General features: G+C 71.0%; 19 protein-coding genes. 12 read left to right on the forward strand and 7 right to left on the reverse strand.

Annotated features, from left to right (window positions below; translation table 11 throughout):
* Nucleotides 1-7 precede the first annotated feature (7 nt).
* On the reverse strand, nt 8-589 hold the full coding sequence (locus tag ASF27_RS23420) for a MarR family transcriptional regulator (protein ID WP_082479069.1): 582 nt from the start codon (nt 587-589) through the stop codon (nt 8-10).
* A gap of 249 nt (nt 590-838) precedes the next feature.
* Between ASF27_RS23420 and ASF27_RS13050 the strand changes: the two genes are divergently transcribed.
* Complete coding sequence (locus tag ASF27_RS13050; RefSeq protein ID WP_056172306.1) at nt 839-1,261, forward strand: organic hydroperoxide resistance protein; 423 nt, start codon at nt 839-841, stop codon at nt 1,259-1,261.
* 84 nt (nt 1,262-1,345) lie between these two features.
* Here the strand turns inward: ASF27_RS13050 and ASF27_RS13055 are convergent, their stop codons facing one another.
* From ASF27_RS13055 to ASF27_RS13070, 4 genes are all read right to left on the reverse strand, one after another.
* On the reverse strand, nt 1,346-2,392 hold the full coding sequence (locus ASF27_RS13055) for a sulfate/molybdate ABC transporter ATP-binding protein (protein WP_056172309.1): 1,047 nt from the start codon (nt 2,390-2,392) through the stop codon (nt 1,346-1,348).
* Nucleotides 2,393-2,396: 4 nt separating this feature from the next.
* Nucleotides 2,397-3,275, reverse strand: coding sequence for a sulfate ABC transporter permease subunit CysW (cysW, locus tag ASF27_RS13060; protein ID WP_056360675.1), 879 nt, complete (start codon nt 3,273-3,275; stop codon nt 2,397-2,399).
* Nucleotides 3,268-4,125 (reverse strand): sulfate ABC transporter permease subunit CysT, encoded by an 858-nt coding sequence (cysT, locus tag ASF27_RS13065; RefSeq protein ID WP_056172313.1) that lies wholly within the window; start codon nt 4,123-4,125, stop codon nt 3,268-3,270. The genes cysW and cysT overlap by 8 nt, the downstream gene beginning before the upstream one ends.
* Nucleotides 4,126-4,233: 108 nt before the next feature.
* Entirely contained in the window at nt 4,234-5,307 is a 1,074-nt protein-coding gene (locus ASF27_RS13070; RefSeq protein ID WP_056172316.1) for a sulfate ABC transporter substrate-binding protein, read from the reverse strand.
* Between the two features lie 640 nt (nt 5,308-5,947).
* On the opposite strand from ASF27_RS13070, the gene ASF27_RS13075 reads away from it, so the two are divergent.
* The 3 genes from ASF27_RS13075 to ASF27_RS13085 all read left to right on the forward strand — a co-directional run bounded on the left by ASF27_RS13075 (nt 5,948) and on the right by ASF27_RS13085 (nt 8,996).
* The gene (locus ASF27_RS13075) at nt 5,948-8,392 is read left to right on the forward strand and encodes an EAL domain-containing protein (protein ID WP_056266628.1); all 2,445 of its coding nucleotides are present in this window, start codon (nt 5,948-5,950) and stop codon (nt 8,390-8,392) included.
* 117 nt (nt 8,393-8,509) lie between these two features.
* Nucleotides 8,510-8,746, forward strand: coding sequence for a hypothetical protein (locus ASF27_RS13080; protein ID WP_056306361.1), 237 nt, complete (start codon nt 8,510-8,512; stop codon nt 8,744-8,746).
* Between the two features lie 34 nt (nt 8,747-8,780).
* Nucleotides 8,781-8,996: a hypothetical protein gene (locus tag ASF27_RS13085; RefSeq protein WP_056360678.1), complete on the forward strand. Its 216-nt coding sequence runs from the start codon at nt 8,781-8,783 to the stop codon at nt 8,994-8,996.
* Between the two features lie 59 nt (nt 8,997-9,055).
* Here the strand turns inward: ASF27_RS13085 and ASF27_RS13090 are convergent, their stop codons facing one another.
* Nucleotides 9,056-10,390: an NAD(P)/FAD-dependent oxidoreductase gene (locus tag ASF27_RS13090; RefSeq protein WP_056360681.1), complete on the reverse strand. Its 1,335-nt coding sequence runs from the start codon at nt 10,388-10,390 to the stop codon at nt 9,056-9,058.
* Between the two features lie 67 nt (nt 10,391-10,457).
* A complete protein-coding gene (locus ASF27_RS13095; protein ID WP_056360684.1) occupies nt 10,458-11,456 on the reverse strand; it encodes a kelch repeat-containing protein in 999 nt (332 codons plus the stop codon).
* A gap of 199 nt (nt 11,457-11,655) precedes the next feature.
* On the opposite strand from ASF27_RS13095, the gene ASF27_RS13100 reads away from it, so the two are divergent.
* From ASF27_RS13100 to ASF27_RS13125, 8 genes are all read left to right on the forward strand, one after another.
* The gene (locus tag ASF27_RS13100) at nt 11,656-12,372 is read left to right on the forward strand and encodes a sulfate transporter family protein (RefSeq protein WP_056172332.1); all 717 of its coding nucleotides are present in this window, start codon (nt 11,656-11,658) and stop codon (nt 12,370-12,372) included.
* Between the two features lie 201 nt (nt 12,373-12,573).
* A complete protein-coding gene (locus ASF27_RS13105) occupies nt 12,574-13,716 on the forward strand; it encodes a complex I NDUFA9 subunit family protein (RefSeq protein ID WP_056360687.1) in 1,143 nt (380 codons plus the stop codon).
* Nucleotides 13,717-13,741: 25 nt separating this feature from the next.
* Nucleotides 13,742-14,110 (forward strand): fluoride efflux transporter CrcB, encoded by a 369-nt coding sequence (crcB, locus tag ASF27_RS13110; protein ID WP_082479129.1) that lies wholly within the window; start codon nt 13,742-13,744, stop codon nt 14,108-14,110.
* Nucleotides 14,111-14,372: 262 nt separating this feature from the next.
* Nucleotides 14,373-14,537: a hypothetical protein gene (locus tag ASF27_RS22315; protein WP_156369063.1), complete on the forward strand. Its 165-nt coding sequence runs from the start codon at nt 14,373-14,375 to the stop codon at nt 14,535-14,537.
* Nucleotides 14,534-14,869: a hypothetical protein gene (locus tag ASF27_RS13115; protein WP_056172336.1), complete on the forward strand. Its 336-nt coding sequence runs from the start codon at nt 14,534-14,536 to the stop codon at nt 14,867-14,869. The genes ASF27_RS22315 and ASF27_RS13115 overlap by 4 nt, the downstream gene beginning before the upstream one ends.
* A 116-nt stretch (nt 14,870-14,985) precedes the next feature.
* Complete coding sequence (locus ASF27_RS22745) at nt 14,986-15,174, forward strand: hypothetical protein (protein WP_210166273.1); 189 nt, start codon at nt 14,986-14,988, stop codon at nt 15,172-15,174.
* A gap of 171 nt (nt 15,175-15,345) precedes the next feature.
* Entirely contained in the window at nt 15,346-15,606 is a 261-nt protein-coding gene (locus tag ASF27_RS13120) for a hypothetical protein (protein ID WP_082479073.1), read from the forward strand.
* A 197-nt stretch (nt 15,607-15,803) separates the two neighbouring features.
* Nucleotides 15,804-16,259, forward strand: a complete 456-nt coding sequence (locus ASF27_RS13125; RefSeq protein WP_082479075.1) for a hypothetical protein — start codon at nt 15,804-15,806, stop codon at nt 16,257-16,259.
* The last annotated feature ends 85 nt before the right edge of the window (nt 16,260-16,344 follow it).

Raw genomic sequence — 16,344 nt, forward strand, 5'->3', positions numbered from 1 at the left:
CAGATCGTCAGGAAGCCGTCCCCGCCCCCGCGGGGGCGGCTTTTCCTTTGCCGGCCCGCGTCTCGGGTCGCGCCCGGCCGGGGGCGGCGGACGTTCCCTCGCCTTCGCCCAGGCGCTCGTGCAGGGCGCCACGCAGGGTCACCAGGACGTCGAGGAGCGCCCGGCGCCCATCGAGATCGAGGCCGGTGAGGCCGCCGGCCTCGTGCGGCACGCAGTCCATCCGGCCCTTCAGGTCCCGGCCCTTCTCCGTGAGGAAGATGCTCACCTGGCGCTCGTCGGCCCGGTCGCGGGCGCGGCGGACATGGCCCGACGCCTCCAGGCGCTTGAGCAGCGGCGTCAGGGTGCCCGAATCGAGGAACAGCCGGGTGCCGATCTCCTTGACCGTCACGCCCTCCTGCTCCCACAGCACGAGGAGCACGAGGTATTGCGGGTAGGTCAGGTCGTGGGCGGCGAGGAGCGCGCGGTAAGCCCGGCCGAAGGCGTGCGCCGCCGCGTAGACGGCAAAGCACAATTGCCCGTCGAGGCTCTGCGCCGCGGACGGGGCCGCCGGGACTTCTAGAGAGAGTGGGACATCCTCTCGGCCGGACATGCGGCGACTTTCCATTTCCATGCGTGACCCATCGCACCGTTGGTGGGGACGGAACCGGTTCTCGGTGCCGCCCATTCCCCAGGGCGCGACGAGCGCCCATCTTAGGCGGAACTCATATTGCGCACAATCGACCGTCGCGGCACCGCAACCGGGTTGCGCGCAATCGATCTTTGTGCGACATGAAAAATAGATTGCGCGCAATCGAATTGGCGCGCCGTCGCGGCCATCAGCCCAACGAGGAGACCGATCATGCAGGCACTCTACACCGCTCGCGCCCACGCCACCGGCGGCCGCGAGGGCTCCGCCGCCAGCGACAATGGGGCCGTCGACGTGACGCTCACCACCCCGAAGGAGCTCGGCGGCAACGGTGCCCCCGGCGCCAATCCGGAGCAGCTCTTCGCAGCCGGCTACGCCGCCTGCTTCCTCGGCGCGATCAAGTTCGTGGCCGCCCAGGACAAGGTGAAGATCGCCGAGGATTCGAAGGTCGAGTCCACCGTCGGCATCGGCAAGCGCGACGACGGCACGGGCTTCGGCCTCGTGGTCACCCTCAAGGCGACCCTGCCGGGCGTCGACCCAGCCGTGGCGCAGGATCTCGTGAAGCGCGCCGACGTGGTGTGCCCGTACTCGCACGCCACCCGCGGCAACATCCAGGTCGACATCTCGGCCGCCTGATCCCGTCCCCGCGGACGGACCCGGCGATGCCATGCGGCCCCCTCGGACCTTCCGAGGGGGCCGCCGTCGTGTCCGGAACCCCGGTCAGCCGGCGAAGACGTGCCCGGCGAGGATGCGCAGGCCGACGGGCCGGCCGGCGGGCAGGCGGGCGGTGTCGGAGGCCTCCACCACCACGGTCTTGCCCTCGGGGCGGTCGACCTCGATGCGCTGGCGGCCCTGGCTGCGGTAGGACGAGCGCACGGTGCCGTGCAGGTGCGCCTCGTGGCTTTCCGCGAACTGGAGCTGCCAGGGACGGGCGTAGAGCTTGACCGGGCCGACGAGGCCGGGGGGCGCCGCCACGGGGGTGAGCCGGCCGTCGACCCGGACCTGGCCGCCCTGGGCGATGGCCTCGACCTCGATGGTGTCGCCGAGGAACTTCAGGACGGTGGCCGAGACCGGCGCCTCCTGCACCTCGTCGGGCGTCCCGATCTGCTCCAGGCGCCCTCGCGATAGGACAGCGACCCGGTCGGAGAGTTCGAGGGCCTCGTCCTGATCGTGGGTGACGAAGATCGTGGTCTGCCCGGTGCGGTCGTGGATCTCGCGCAGCCAGCGCCGCAGATCTTTTCGGACTTGCGCGTCGAGGGCGCCGAACGGCTCGTCAAGGAGCAGCACCCGGGGCTCGACGGCGAGCGCCCGGGCGAGCGCGATGCGCTGGCGCTGGCCGCCCGAGAGCTGGGAGGGATAGCGGTCGGCGAAGCCCGACAGCTTGATGAGATCGAGGAGATCGCCGACGCGGCGCTTGATCTCGACTTTGCTGGGTCGGTCGGCGCGTTTCCGAGCATTCAGCCCGTAGGCGATGTTGTCGGCGACGCTCATGTGCTTGAACAGGGCGTAGTGCTGGAACACGAAGCCGACGGCCCGCTGCTGCACGGGGAGCCGCGTCGCGTCCTCGGCGCCGAACACGATGCGGCCGCGGTCGGGGAAGTCGAGGCCCGCGATGATGCGCAGCAGCGTGGTCTTGCCCGAGCCCGAGGGCCCGAGGAGCGCCAACAATTCGCCCGCCCGCACGTCGAGGGAGAGGTCGTGCAGGACCGCGGCCGTGTCGAAGGTCTTCGACAGGTTCTCGACCCGGATGGCGGTGGAGCCCTTCACCGGTTCAGTGCCGGCGGCCGGACGCCGCGATGTCGCCGGCGTAGCGCCATTCGAGGAGGGATTTGAGGCCGAGGGTGACAAGAGCGAGACCGGCAAGGAGGGAGGCGACGGCGAAAGAGGCAACGAAGTTGTACTCATTGTAGAGGATCTCCACGTGGAGCGGCAGCGTGTTGGTGAGGCCCCGGATGTGGCCCGAGACCACCGAGACTGCGCCGAATTCACCCATCGCGCGGGCGTTGCAGAGGAGCACGCTGTAGAGGAGCCCCCAGCGGATGTTGGGCAGCGTCACCGTCCGGAAGGCGTGCCAGCCGGACGCGCCCAGGGTCAACGCGGCCTCCTCCTCGGCGGTGCCCTGCTCCTGCATGAGCGGGATGAGCTGGCGGGCGACGAACGGGAAGGTGACGAAGATCGTTGCCAGCACGATGCCGGGGATCGCGAAGATGATCTGGATGTCGTGCTCGATCAGCCACGGCCCGATCAGCCCCTGGGAGCCGAAGACGAGGACGTAGATCAGCCCCGAGACCACCGGCGAGACCGAGAACGGCAGGTCGATGAGGGTGATGAGCAGGTTCTTGCCCCGGAACTCGAACTTGGCGATGGCCCACGAGGCCACGACGCCGAAGACGAGGTTGAACGGCACGGCGATGGCGGCCGTGATCAGGGTCAGGCGGATGGCCGCGTGGGCGTCGGCCTCGTGGAAGGCGGCCAGATAGGCGTCCCAGCCCTTTGCGAAGGCCTGGACGAACACCGTCGCCAGGGGCAGCACCAGGAACAGGGCGAGGAAGACGATCGCCACGGCGATGAGGAGGCCGCGCACGAGGCCGCCCTCGGTGATGACGCTGGCCGGCTGCTGCCTCGGCAGGTCGGTTGCGATCTCAGACATAGCCGAATCTCCTGCGGCTCCAGGCCTGGATGAGGTTGATGGCGAGCAGGGTCACGAACGAGATGCCGAGCATGATCGTCGCGATGGCGCAGGCGCCGCCGTAATCGAATTCCGAGAGCTTGATGACGATGAGGAGCGGCGCGATCTCGGAGACGTAGGGCAGGTTGCCGGCGATGAAGATGATCGAGCCGTACTCGCCGACGCCCCGCGCGAAGGCGAGCGCGAAGCCCGTGAGCACCGCGGGGATCAGGGGCGGCAGCACCACCCGGGTCAGGGTGTGGAAGCGGCCCGCCCCGAGGGTGGCCGAGGCCTCCTCGATCTCCTTGTCGATCTCGACGATGAGGGGCTGCACCGTCCGCACGGCGAACGGCAGGCCGATGAACACCATGGCGATGTAGATGCCCACCGGGGTGTAGGCGGCCTGGATGCCGAGCTTCGCCAGTTGCTCGCCGACGAGGCCGTTCGGCGCATAGAGGGAGGCCAGCGCGATGCCCGCGACGGCGGTGGGCAGGGCGAAGGGCAGGTCCACCACCGCGTCAACGAGCCTGCGGCCGGGAAAGTCGTAGCGCGTCAGCACCCAGGCGACGAGGAAGCCGAAGAGCGAGGCGGTGAGCGCCGCCAGGGCCGAGATGCCGAAGCTGACGCGGAGCGCCGAGGCCACGCGCGGATCGGTGGCGACCTCCCAGATCCCCGAGAGCCCGAGCCCGGAGGCGCGCACCACCAGGGCGGCCAGCGGCAGCAGCACGATGAGGCTGAGGCAGGTGAGGGTGTAGCCCAGCGTCAGGCCGAAGCCGGGAATGACGCTCGGTTGGCGGAAGCGCCGTCGCGGGCGGAGGGGTGGGGAGGCCATGGGCTCGTCCGGGCGTCTCGAGAGGTCTCCTCCCCGGCGGGCGGGGAGGAGGGGCCCCTGTTCAGGCCAGGCCCGTTGGGCGAAGCCGGTTCAGGGAAGAAGGAGCGGTTACCGCCCGGCCTTGCTCAGCTGGTCGAACAGGCCGCCGTTGTCGAAGTTCTTCTTCTGGATATCGTCCCAGTTGCCCTGCAGATCCTCGATCTTGAACAGCTTCAGCTCGGGCAGCTCTGCGAGATGCTCGGGCTTGGCGGCGGCGCGGTTGAGGGGCCGGTAATGGTGCTTGGCGAAGATCGCCTGGGCGGCATCCGAGTAGAGGAACTGCAGGTAAGCTTCCGCCTGCTTGCGGGTTCCCTTCTTGTCGACGTTGGCGTCCACGAGGGCGACGGGCGGCTCGGCGTAGATCGAGGTCGGCGGCACCACCACGTCGAACTTGTCGCGGCCGAATTCCTCGAACACGAGGTAGGCCTCGTTCTCCCAGGTCGGCAGCACGTCGCCGAGGCCGCGCTGGGCGAAGGTCACCGTGGAGCCGCGGGCGCCCGTGTCGAGGACGGGGACGTTCTTGTAGAGCTCGCCCACGAAGGCGTTGGCCTTGTCGACGTCCTTGCCGTCCTTCTCGTAGGCGTAGCCCCAGGCAGCGAGGAAGTTCCAGCGGCCGCCGGCCGAGGTCTTCGGGTTGGGGGTGATGACCTTGACGTCGGGCTTGACGAGGTCGCCCCAGTCCTTGACGCCCTTCGGATTGCCCTTGCGCACGAGGAACACCACCGTCGAGGTGTAGGGCAGGCCGGCGTTGGGCAGCTTCGTGCGCCAGTCGGCGGGAATCTTCTTCGACAGCCGGGAAATGGCATCGATGTCGGAGGGGATGCCGAGGGTCACCACGTCGGCCGGGATGCCGTCGATCACCGTGCGGGCCTGGGAGCCGGAGCCGCCATGCGAGGCGCGCACGGTCACGGTCTCGCCGGTCTTGGCCTTCCAGTCGGCACTGAACGCGGCGTTGATGTCCTTGTAGAGCTCGCGGGTCGGGTCGTAGGAGACGTTGAGCAATTCGCTGTCGGCGCGAGCGGGTCCCGCCGGGGAGACAGGTCCCGTCAGGAAGACGGGCCCGGCCAGCAGCAGGGCGGTGGCGAGGCAGGCGGACAGAGCCAGGCTTCGGCGGCTTCGGGTCTGGTGGGTCTCGCTCGACATCTGTCGCCTCTTGATAACGGGCCGTTCTGGATCCCGGAGCCGATCACGGGTCGTCCGGTCCACGGCAAGGTTTTCGTTCTATATAACGAACGATGTCAACCGGCCTGCCCGTACCGTTTCCCGGGGACAAGGCTCCGGGAGATGGGAATTCCCATGTTTGGGTCAAGCTTCGGGGGAGACGGAAAAGGTCGTTTTCCGCACACCGGCATCGGGAGCAAGTTCGTTCTCCGCGCAAGTGTTCTTCAAGAAGAACATTTTTAGTCGTCAGGCGCCGTTTTTCGTCGGCGTTCCCGCCCGGAACCGACTCGTACCAGCGCCGCCCCGCCGTGGATCGCCGCGAGGTCGACCCGCGGGGCAGGCGGCCGCGATCCATCCGGGCTCGGGCTCGTGCGGCGATCGCGTCCGATGGCGTTCCGTTCACCGAAGCGCGCGCTTAACGATCCTTCAAAGGACTCGCGCGCAGGGTGCACCGTCCCTTTCCGGCGGAGGGTGGACGCTGAACGGAAACGGGACCTTCCGAATGCCAAGTCCCACTTCGGGCTCAAGTCCCACTTCGGGCGTAAGTCCCACTTCGGGCGTAAGTCCCATCTCGGGCTCAAGTCGCACTTCGAGTTCAAGTCCCACTCCGGGCTCACGCGCGTTGTCGCACCGCGGGGCCACCCTCCGGGCGGCCGTCACCGGTCTCGCCACCGGCGTCTCGGCGCGGAGCCGGGACGCGACCTTCGAGGCCGCCGGCTTCGACGCCCCTGCGGCACGGGACGCGGCGTCCGCCCGGTACAGGATCGCGACCGCGACGGGGCAGCTCGAAGAAACGCTTCACCTCAGCGTGCATATCGGCCTGACGCACGTGGTCGTCGTCGCCACGGTCCTGCTGCTGTTCTGGAACAAGGCCTCCGACGCCTACCTGCTCGCCCTGTGCGCCGGCGTCGTCCTACCCTCCGCCGCCTTCATCGCCGGCGCCTCCCTCTATCGCCGCGAAGCGTCGTCCGCAGCGCGCGTCGAGAAGGGGCAGACGACCGTCCGGCTCCTCGCCCTGTGCCTCGGCCTCGCCTGGGCGACGATGCCGATGGCCCTGTTCGTACGGGCCGATCCCGACCACGGCACCTACGTGGTCGCCGTGTGCGCCGGGCTGATGGCGACCGCCTATGCCCTCGGACCGATCCGCCATGTGGCGACCCTGTTCGCCGTGCCCGTGGTCATCGGCGGATTCCTCGCGCTGGCGGCGCGCGGCGACGACGTCGCCCGCGTCCTCGCGGTCCTGTTCGTGATCTACGCCGGCTTCATCCTGTTCACCGCCAGACGGATGGCGCACGTGTCCATGGGGCGCATCGTCGATCGCGTCCGGGTCGCCGAGCAGAACGAGACCATCGGCCTCCTCCTCAACGATTTCACCGAGAATGCCAGCGAGTGGCTGTGGGAAACCGATCCCGACGGCCGGTTGCAGAACGTTTCGCAGCGCCTCGGCGAGATTTCGGGAAGATCCCCGACGCGGCTCCGGGACGCCCCGTTCGAGACGCTGTTCCGCGACGCGGAGATGTCCACGGCCGCCCCGGGCGCCGCCGCCGCGGAACTCGTCGCCCTCGTGGCCGGGCGCCAGGCGTTCCGCGAGCGCGTCGTCGAGGTGACCCTCGGCGGGACGCCGCAATGGTGGCGGCTGAGCGGCAAGCCGCTCTACGACCGGTCGGGCGGTTTTCTCGGTTTTCGCGGGATCGGCGTCGACATCACCGTCGCGCGCCAGTCCGAGGCCCGGATCGCCTACCTGGCGAGCTACGATTCCCTGACGGGCCTCGCCAACCGGGCCCTGTTCCAGGATCTCGCCTCGATGGAATGCGAGCGCGCGGAGCGGACGGGCCAGCCCTGTGCCCTGCTCTATCTCGACCTCGACGGATTCAAGATCGTCAACGACACCTTCGGCCATGCCCTCGGCGATGCGCTGCTGACCGGCGTCGCCACGCGGCTGAGCGCCCTCGCCCGGCCCGGCGACCTCGTCGCGCGCCTCGGGGGCGACGAGTTCGCCATCCTGCATCCCTGCGCCGACGCGGACGATGCCTTCGCCCTCGCCCGCACGGTGATCGGGCAGGTGAGCCTCCCCTACCTCATCGACGGCGTGCAGGTGGAGATCGGGGTGAGCATCGGGATCGCGCTGGCCCCGAACGATGCCACGACGCCCGAGGCCCTGCTGGGCCGGGCGGACCTCGCCCTCTACCGGGCCAAGGCCGCCGGCCGAGGCGAGGTGTCGGAATTCACCCCCGATCTCGAAGCGTCGGTGCTGAAGCGCCGGGACCTCGAAGTCGACCTCAAGCGCGCCATCGCCCAGGGTGAGCTGAGCCTGCACTACCAGCCCCTCGTCGGCCTCGCCCGGGGGGAGGTCCGCGGCTTCGAGGCCCTCCTGCGCTGGACCCGCAATCCCGGCGGCCCGGTCTCGCCGGCCGACTTCATTCCCGTCGCCGAGGCCTCGGGCCTCATCGCGGTGATCGGGCATTGGGTGCTGCACGAGGCCTGCCGGGAGGCGGCGCGGTGGCCCGAGCCGATCCGCATCGCCGTCAACATCTCGCCGACGCAGTTCCGGCACGCCGATTTCGTCCTCGACGTGTTCCAGGCCCTGGAGGCCAGCGGCCTCGCGCCCGACCGCCTCGAACTCGAGATCACCGAGTCGGTGTTCTTCGAGATGAACGGCACCACCGTGTCGAACCTGAAGGAACTGCGCGGGCTCGGCGTGCGCATCGCGCTCGACGATTTCGGCACCGGCTACTCGTCCCTGAGCTACCTGATCCGGTTCCCCGTCGACAAGATCAAGATCGACCGCTCGTTCATCAACGAGATGGGCACCCGGCACGAATGCCTGGCGATCATCGAGGCGATCCTGACGCTCGCGGCCAAGCTGTCCATCACCGTCACGGCCGAGGGCGTCGAGACCGTCGAGCAGGCGGCCATGCTGCGGGCGCGCCACTGCGACGACATCCAGGGCTTCCTGTTCAGTCCGGGCCGCCCGAGCGCCGAGATCGACGGCCTCATCGCAACCCTGCCCCACCGCTTCCAGGCGATCTTCTCCGACGAAATCACGGACGCGCGCGTCGCCGCATAGGCTTTTCCAGCGCACAGGAGGCGGGCTCACCGCACTGGAAGACCCTGCGATCGATCTTAAACGAAGCCGGGACGCTATCGTACGGCAACACCGCAGCATCTCCTGCGTTGGTCGGACATGCCGCGCTTCTTCATCAACATCCGTGATGGTGACTGTCTCATCGAAGACGAGGAAGGAAGCCTCCTGCCCGATGTCGAGGCTGCCTGTCGCGAAGCCCTGCTGGCCGCGCGCGACATTCTCTCCTCGAAGCTTCGGGCTGGCGAGGAAGTGAACGGTCAGGTCTTCGAGATTACGGACGAGGACCGCGTCGTGCGGGCCTCGTTTCCGCTGCGAGACGTCCTGAAGCGCAAATAGCCTGGCCTGTAGCCTGCAAGTGAGCCCGAGCACGATGACAGCGTCCGCATCCCGTATCTGGACGCCCCGCTCCGGGCCGGGCCATCGGAGCCCGTTCCGGACGGGCGTCGACCGTGCCCTGGCCGACGCGTTTCCCCTGGCCGACGGCACGGACCTGCCGCACCGGATGGCGACGACGCTGGTCCGCCTGGAGGATGCCCTGCGCGAGGGGGCGGGCGACCCGCCGCCGACGCGGCCCGAACGCAGCTGACCAATCCGTCCGAGCCGCGACGGGGCGCAAGGCACGGCCCGCGAGTCACGCGGAGCAAGTCACGCGATGTCTGCGGCGCGAACCGGCGCCGCCCCGCCGCGCACCATCGCGGCGACCTCCGCGCCCGCGCGCAGGCCCTCGGCGTAGGCGCCCCCGGCGGTCCCCCATTGCAGGCGCGACAGGGCCTCGCCGGCGAACCAGATCCGCTCGCCCACGGGGGCGTGCAGGCTCAGGCGGGCGCCGGCATGGCCCGGCGGCACCACCGCCCAGGAGCCGCGCGACCAGGGGTCGTGGCGCCATTCGCTGACCACCGGGATCGACAGGTCGTGCAGGGCGCGGGCGCCGAAATGCTGTTCCAGCGCCCTCCGGACCAACCGCCGCACCCCGTCCGGGCCGGCGCGGCGCGCGTCGAGGGACGCCGCCATGGGCGCGTCGAGCTCGAAGTAGTGGAACGGCGTGCCGTCGATGCGGGTGAGAAGCCCCGGAACCGGAAAAGGCCCGCCGACGAGGCTGGCGAGGCGGTCGGCGCCCCGGAACGGGCAGGACGGCCAGTGCAGCACCGCGTGCTCGTAGATGCCGACGGAGAACCCCGCGATGGCCGCGGCCACGGCCGGCGGCAGGGCCGGGGTGAACAGGGACGCGTCCCGCAGGACCATGGTGGGAATCGTCACGATCACGGCGCGGGCCGTGCGGACGCCGCCATCCGCCAGGGCGACGCGCACCCCCGACCCGGCCCAGTCGATCCCCGTCACCGGGCTGTCGAGGGCGATGGGCAACCCCTGGGCGAGGCGGGCGAGGTAGCCGCCGTAGCCGCCGGCGATGAAGCGGTTGTCGCCGTACTCCATGCTGGGGAAGTCCTGCAGCGAGACCGCGTCGAGGGGCCGGCCCGAGACGAGGCCGTGCACCAGTTCCACCCGGCGGCCCCAGGGGCCGAGCCCCGGCGGCAGGGCGCCGGCGGCGGGGCGGTCCGGTCCGCCGCGCGCCGCACCGTCGCTCATGGCCCGATCGGCCGCCGCGAAGGCGCGCCCGAGGGCGGCCGCTTCGGACGGACTGCCGGCGCGGCGTCCGACCCGGACATGGCTCGCCTGCGCGGCGATCCGCAGGGGCTCGCCGCGGGCCTCGCCGAGGCGCACGAGGGGATTGATCGGGCCCGCATGGAGCCAGTGGGCGCCGAGATCGACGGCGTGGCCGCGCAGGGCGGCCGTCGCCACCCGCCCGCCGACCCGGCCGCGCGCTTCCAGCACCGCCACCGCGACCCCGGCCTGCGTCAGCGCCCGCGCCGCCGCGATCCCGGCCGCCCCTGCGCCGATGACGATCACCTCCGCGGCGGCCGGCAGGGGCGCGAGGCGCGGCGCGATGCTGGGCGGCAGGCTGTCGTGCTCGGGTCTGCGCATGGTCGGGTCCGGGGCTCGCTCGGCTGTCGGCCTATCAGAGGCCGGCGATGCGCGGCAACGCGCAGCGTCAGCGCCGCGCCCCGCCGCCGAGGTCGAGGACCTCGACGAGGCTCGAGCGGTCGCCCCCCGGTTTCGGGCTGCCCACCAGGGTGTGGATGCGCCCATTCGCCACGATGGCGCCGAAGCCGTGGCGCGGGGTGGGCAGGGGGGCGTGCCGGGTCCAGGCATCCCGCGCCGGATCGTAGGCCTCGACGGCGCCGAAGGTGCGGGCGTCCGATTCGCCGCCCATGACGAAGATCCGTCCGCCGAGCACCGCCGCCGCGGCCCCGCTCCGGGCCGTCGGCATCGGCGCCCCCGTGCGCCAGGCGTCGGCGGCCGGGTCGTAGATCTCGGTCACGGTGCGGTTGCGGGCGGGGTCGCCGTCGATCCGCCCGCCGATGGCGACGAGGCGGCCGTCCACGGCCTGGACGGCGAGGTGGTCGCGCCGGGTCGGCAGGGCGGCGGCCTCGGTCCACCGGTCGCGCGCCGGGTCGTAGACCGCATGGCCGGCCGCGTTGCCGCCGCCCGAGACGCTGCCGCCGACCACGTGGATGCGGTCGCCGATCGCCACCGCGCCCCCTGCCGCCCGGGCGCTCGGCATCGGCGCGCGCGGGCTCCAGGCATCGGCCTTCGGATCGTAGGCCCAGACCCGGTCGCTCGCCCGCCAGCCGGCGCCGTAGCCGCCGAAGACGTAGACCCGGTCCCCGAACCCCGCCGCCATGGCGTGGTGGATCGGCGTCGGGAACGCCGCCCCCGTCCGCCATGCGCCGGTGGCCGGATCGTGGACGAGGAGGCCGGTGGCCCCGTTGTAGTCGCCGATCACGTAGGCGAGGCCCGCCAGCGCGGCGACGGCCACCTCCGAGCGCGGGGCGGGGGCCGGCGCGGCGGCCCGCCAGGTGCCTGACCCCTCCGGCCCCCCTGCCCCCAGGCGCTCATGGGTGCCCACGGCCTCATGGGTGCCCACGGCCTCATGCGCGCTCGCGGACATCGTGGCCGCGAGGATCAGGACGGCGAGGAAGGCACGCATGGCGTCGGTTCCGGCTGGGCTCCGGGGACGAACGCGCCGGGCGGCCGAAGGCTGCCGGACGCGGACCGTGTGCGGCGGCACCCTTGCATCCACCCGCCCGCGCCGCCAGAACCGTGCCGGCAGAACCTTCGGGACGTGCGTGCGGGAACGGCGCCCGCGCCGGACGAGCCGACACGAAGACGGGATTCGAGACACGGTCATGCTGTTCAAGGCCGCCTTCGCCGCCCTCCGGCAGGTCTTCTCGCCGCCCCTGCGGGCGATCCTGTGGAAGTCCCTCGGGCTGACCGTCGGCCTGCTCATCGTGGTCTGGGCCGGGCTCACCCGGGCGATCAACTGGTTCCTGTCCCAGCACCACCTCTCGGTGGACTATCCGTTCCTCGACACCCTGGCGGTGTTCTTCGCCGGGGCCGGCCTGTTCGTGGGGCTCGCCTACGTGATGCCGGCCATCTCGATCCTGGTGGCGGGCTTCTTCCTCGACGACGCGGCCGAGATCGTCGAGCGCACGGACTTTCCCCACGATCCGCCGGGCACCGCCCTGCCGCTCGGCCGGGCGATGCTCTACGCCGTGCGCTTCGCCGGCCTCGCCCTCCTGGTGAACCTCGTCGCCCTGATCCTGTTCTTCGTGCCGGGCGTGAACCTCGTGGCGTTCTTCGGCGCCAACGCCTACCTGCTCTCGCGCGAGTATTTCGAGCTCGCCGCCGGGCGCTTCCGGCCCATGGACGAGGCCGGGGCCATGCGCCGCCATTACGGGCCGACCACCCTCACGGCCGGCGCGTTGCTCGCCGGCCTGATGGTGGTGCCGGTGCTCAACCTGCTCACGCCGCTGTTCGGCATCGCCCTGATGGTCCACGTCCACAAGGGCCTGAGCCGGCGCACCCCCCTCGCCCCGCCCGAGGCGCCCGCGCGCCTGCGCTGAAGCGCCCCCGGGTGACAGGCCGGCGGTTTTCGTCGGCATCCGGCTCCCCCAGGACCCGGAACTGTTCTAGATAGTCCCCGTCGAAGCCTGCCGGGTGAAGCCTGCCGGTTCCGGCACCCGTCCAGGACCGGCGCGGACCCGTGACCCGATCGGGGGCACGGCCAGGCGCACCGGGGCCGCTTTTCGAGACGTTTGAGAGCGATGACCGGCTTCGAGACCCTTCCCCTCACCCGCCCCGACGCCCAGCTCGTCACGGTGTTCGGCGGCTCCGGCTTCCTCGGCCGCCACGTGGTCCGGGCGCTGGCCAAGCGCGGCTACCGCATCCGGGTCGCCGTGCGCCGGCCCGACCTCGCCCTGTTCCTCCAGCCGCTGGGCAAGGTCGGCCAGATCGTCGCCGTGCAGGCGAACCTGCGCTACCCCGAATCCATCGCGGCGGCGGTCCACGGCGCGGACGTGGTGGTCAACCTCGTGGGCATCCTGCAGGAGACCGGGCGCCAGAGCTTCGCCAAGCTCCAGGCCGAGGGCGCCGGCGAGATCGCCCGCGCGGCCGCCGCCGTCGGGGCGCCCCTCGTCCACGTCTCGGCCATCGGGGCCGATGCCGGCTCGCCGTCGGCCTATGCCCGCACCAAGGCGCTGGGCGAGGCCCGCATCGGGGAGGCCGGAGGCGAGCACGTGATCCTGCGCCCGTCCCTGGTGTTCGGCCCGGGCGACAGCTTCTTCAACCGCTTCGCGTCCCTGGCCCGGGTCCTGCCGGTGCTGCCGCTCGCCGGTGCCCGGAGCCGATTCCAGCCGGTCTATGTCGGCGACGTCGCCGAGGCGGTGACCCGGGCGGTGGAGGGCCGCGTGCCGGCCGGACGGGTGTACGAGCTCGGTGGCCCGGAAGTCGCCACCCTGGAGGCCATCGTGCGCTACATGCTCACGGTGATCATGCGCCGCCGCAAGGTGCTCGATCTACCCCTGCCCGTCGCCCGCCTCCAGGCCCGCGCCCTCGAGATCGTCGACACCCTCACCCTCGGCCTCCTGCCGGATTCCCTCAAGCTCACCCGCGATCAGGTCACCCTGCTCCAGTCCGACAACGTCGTCTCGGAGGCGGCCAAGGCGGAGGGACGCACCCTGGAGGGCATCGGCCTCCAGCCCACCACCATGGAGGCGGTGGTGCCGGGCTATCTCTGGCGCTTCCGCACCGCCGGCCAATTCGCCAAGCCCCGCGTCGCGGTGGAATCCGAGGTCCCCGAGACCCTGGCCCCGGTGCCCTACGCGCCCTCGAAGCCGAGCGGGCCGGCGCTGGGCCCCGACGCCAGCCAGCCGAGCCGGATGGGCACCCGCTGGGGCACCCGCGACTGAGACGGCGCGCTCCGTGAGCGTCGCGGTGGGGTTCCTCCTCGTCTTCCTCGGCTCGGGCCTCGGCGGCATGGCCCGCCACGGCGTCGGCCTCGCGGCCGTGCGCCTCGGCCAGGGCTTTCCCTTCGGAACCCTCGCCATCAACATCCTGGGCTCGGCCCTGATGGGGGTGCTGGTGGGCTGGTACGCCCTGCGCGGCGGCAGCCAGCCCCTGCGGCTGTTCCTCGCCACCGGGGTGCTCGGCGGCTTCACCACCTTCTCGACCTTCGCCCTCGACGGGGTCATCCTCCTGCAGCGCGGGGAGAATGCCGCCGCCCTCGCCTACATCTTCGGCTCCGTCGGGATCGGCCTCGGCGGCCTCCTGCTGGGCCTCCTGGCCATGCGAACGCTGCTGTAGCGGGCGGTCACCGCGCTCGATCTTTTTTCGTCGTCCCCGTTTGTCGTCTCCCGTCCGCCGTCCCTTCGCGGGCCGACGCGGCAAACCCATGCCCGCGCTCGGATTTTACCGAAGACCTGGAATTGATCCAAATCGAAGCTGGGTCTTTTAGGCTCGAAGCATCGATTTATACGCATTCCAATGTTTCCCAATACGATTGAAATCCATCTTGTTGCACTGCATTGCTGTCATCGTCGATTCGGCAACGGGCAGGGAGGCGACGATGATGGAACGGGCACTGGATTGGGTCCGGGGCTATGCGCAGCTCGCCTGGTGGGACGGCTCCTGCATCGACCTGCGCCTGCACCGCCTGACCGACTTCATCGATTTCGTCGCCACCGCCCCGGATCCGGTCGCGGCCCACATCCGCCGGAGGACGCCCGCGTGAACCCCCGCCTCAACGCCGACCCCGCCCCTCACGCCTGCGCCGAGGCGGCTTCGGCCGAGGACACCCTGGACGAGTCCCTGCGCCGGGCGTTCTGGCAGAGCCTCAACCGGGCGCCGCTGCCGGCCATGCAGGCCCTCGAAACGGCGGCCCGGACCCTCGGCGCCCTCTACCGGCAGGTGGCCCGGGCCCACGAGCAGCCCGGCGGATGCGGGTGCGGCTGGGAGCCCGACCCCGATTGCGACCTCATCGTCCTCGAGGCCAACCTCGCCGCCGCCCTGCTTCATCCGCCGCAGCCGGATCTCCTGCGCATGCCGGCCGCCGGATCCGCCTGACGCGACGCGGGCGGGGCGGGCCGCCCGCGGATCCGAACTGCGCGCGGGTACCGCTTCCACACCCAAGGTCCCTTCCTCACTCAAGGTTACCCTTTCCTCACACACCGTGGCGGATCATGGCCGCAGGCACTGGGAAGGGGCGCGGCATGGACGGATTCTATCGCGGCATCGAGGTATCCCTGCTCGGGTTCAGCCTACTTCTCGGGCTCGGCGCCATCCTGCTTCCGTCCTCGCCCGGTGGCCTGCCGGGCGACGCACAGGTCGCCGTCACCCTTCCGATGATCACCGTGACGGCGAATCCCTGAGCCGGCGAAGCCTGGTCTTGGGGCGAACGACACTTTTCTGCCACCGGGGCGCCTGAATTCCTGCAACCCTTCCGGCCCGCCGCGACTTGATCTGTCGTAGCGAGAGCGGCCTTCGCGGCCGTTCCGAACGGTGGTCGAGGGTACCGAGCGGTGCGCGGTCAGGATTCAGATATGTCGGTCTTTCACACACGGCTGTCCGCCATGGCCGCGGGCGCCCTGTTCGTCACGTGCGTCGGCCTTTCCGGCGCCCAGGCGGCGCCCGCCGCGAACCAGGGTTCGTCCGAGGCGTCCGCCCTTCCCAACCGTCCGATCACGGCCGTCGCGGCCATGACCGAGGGGGACGACGACCTGACGAATTGCAGCCGTTCGCGCCGCCGCCTCTGGGTCGATGGCGAGGGCTGGATCGTCCGGCGGGTCACCACCTGCCGCTGAGCGACCCCGCGAGGGTCGCGGACCGGAGGACGACGCGATCCCCCGTGGATCGGACCCGCCGCGAGGCGGGTTTCCTCGTCGGGCTGAGGCCTACGCACTCTTCCCCTCCCCCACCCGCCGGAACGCCGGGGCGGTCCGGCGGTTTGTGCCTCATGATGCCGGCCAGGAACGAGGCCCCGTTGCGGAGTGCGCCACCGATGATCACGCGTCTCAAGGCGACCCTGCTGGGAGCCGCCCTCTCGTGCGCGACCTTCGCCGGCGCGCAGGCACAGGTGATCTACGGCGACGTCGGGCCGGGCTACGGCTACGCCGGCTCCGCGATCCGGGGCGACTATGTCGGCGCACCCCTCACCCGGTTTCCGCGGCCCGACCAGATCGTCCCGAGCGCCTGGGGCTACGGCACCTACGGCGTCCCCACCGTCTCGGGCATCCACCCTGCGCCCGTCGGAACGCCCACCGTCTACGTGATCGAATCGCCTGCACCCGCCGCCCGCGCGAGCGCAAAAGCGCGTACGACGGCAGGACCACGGGTGCTCGCACGCGACCGCGCGAGCCGGTTCGCCCCGGCGCCGTCCGCCACGCCATACGCGTCGGTCGGGGGCGCACGCGTCGTGCCCGTGAGCGTACCGGACCGGCAGGCAACGTTGCGCTGAGCTTGGCGAAGCATCGCAGGCGGCGAGAAAACTTGGCAACAATTTAATCTCTCGGCGATACCTTCCGAAAACGTGAGGGGCACGC

The organism is Methylobacterium sp. Leaf102 (genome assembly GCF_001422425.1).
GTDB lineage: Bacteria > Pseudomonadota > Alphaproteobacteria > Rhizobiales > Beijerinckiaceae > Methylobacterium.

Bases quoted from the DNA above. Each gene is read 5' to 3' on its own strand.
- ASF27_RS23420 (WP_082479069.1), bottom strand. From the start codon at position 589: ATGTCCGGCCGAGAGGATGTCCCACTCTCTCTAGAAGTCCCGGCGGCC.
- ASF27_RS13050 (WP_056172306.1), top strand. From the start codon at position 839: ATGCAGGCACTCTACACCGCTCGCGCCCACGCCACCGGCGGCCGCGAG.
- cysW (WP_056360675.1), bottom strand. From the start codon at position 3,275: ATGTCTGAGATCGCAACCGACCTGCCGAGGCAGCAGCCGGCCAGCGTC.
- cysT (WP_056172313.1), bottom strand. From the start codon at position 4,125: ATGGCCTCCCCACCCCTCCGCCCGCGACGGCGCTTCCGCCAACCGAGC.
- ASF27_RS13070 (WP_056172316.1), bottom strand. From the start codon at position 5,307: ATGTCGAGCGAGACCCACCAGACCCGAAGCCGCCGAAGCCTGGCTCTG.
- ASF27_RS13080 (WP_056306361.1), top strand. From the start codon at position 8,510: ATGCCGCGCTTCTTCATCAACATCCGTGATGGTGACTGTCTCATCGAA.
- ASF27_RS13085 (WP_056360678.1), top strand. From the start codon at position 8,781: ATGACAGCGTCCGCATCCCGTATCTGGACGCCCCGCTCCGGGCCGGGC.
- ASF27_RS13090 (WP_056360681.1), bottom strand. From the start codon at position 10,390: ATGCGCAGACCCGAGCACGACAGCCTGCCGCCCAGCATCGCGCCGCGC.
- ASF27_RS13095 (WP_056360684.1), bottom strand. From the start codon at position 11,456: ATGCGTGCCTTCCTCGCCGTCCTGATCCTCGCGGCCACGATGTCCGCG.
- ASF27_RS13100 (WP_056172332.1), top strand. From the start codon at position 11,656: ATGCTGTTCAAGGCCGCCTTCGCCGCCCTCCGGCAGGTCTTCTCGCCG.
- ASF27_RS13105 (WP_056360687.1), top strand. From the start codon at position 12,574: ATGACCGGCTTCGAGACCCTTCCCCTCACCCGCCCCGACGCCCAGCTC.
- ASF27_RS22315 (WP_156369063.1), top strand. From the start codon at position 14,373: ATGATGGAACGGGCACTGGATTGGGTCCGGGGCTATGCGCAGCTCGCC.
- ASF27_RS22745 (WP_210166273.1), top strand. From the start codon at position 14,986: ATGGCCGCAGGCACTGGGAAGGGGCGCGGCATGGACGGATTCTATCGC.
- ASF27_RS13120 (WP_082479073.1), top strand. From the start codon at position 15,346: ATGTCGGTCTTTCACACACGGCTGTCCGCCATGGCCGCGGGCGCCCTG.
- ASF27_RS13125 (WP_082479075.1), top strand. From the start codon at position 15,804: ATGATCACGCGTCTCAAGGCGACCCTGCTGGGAGCCGCCCTCTCGTGC.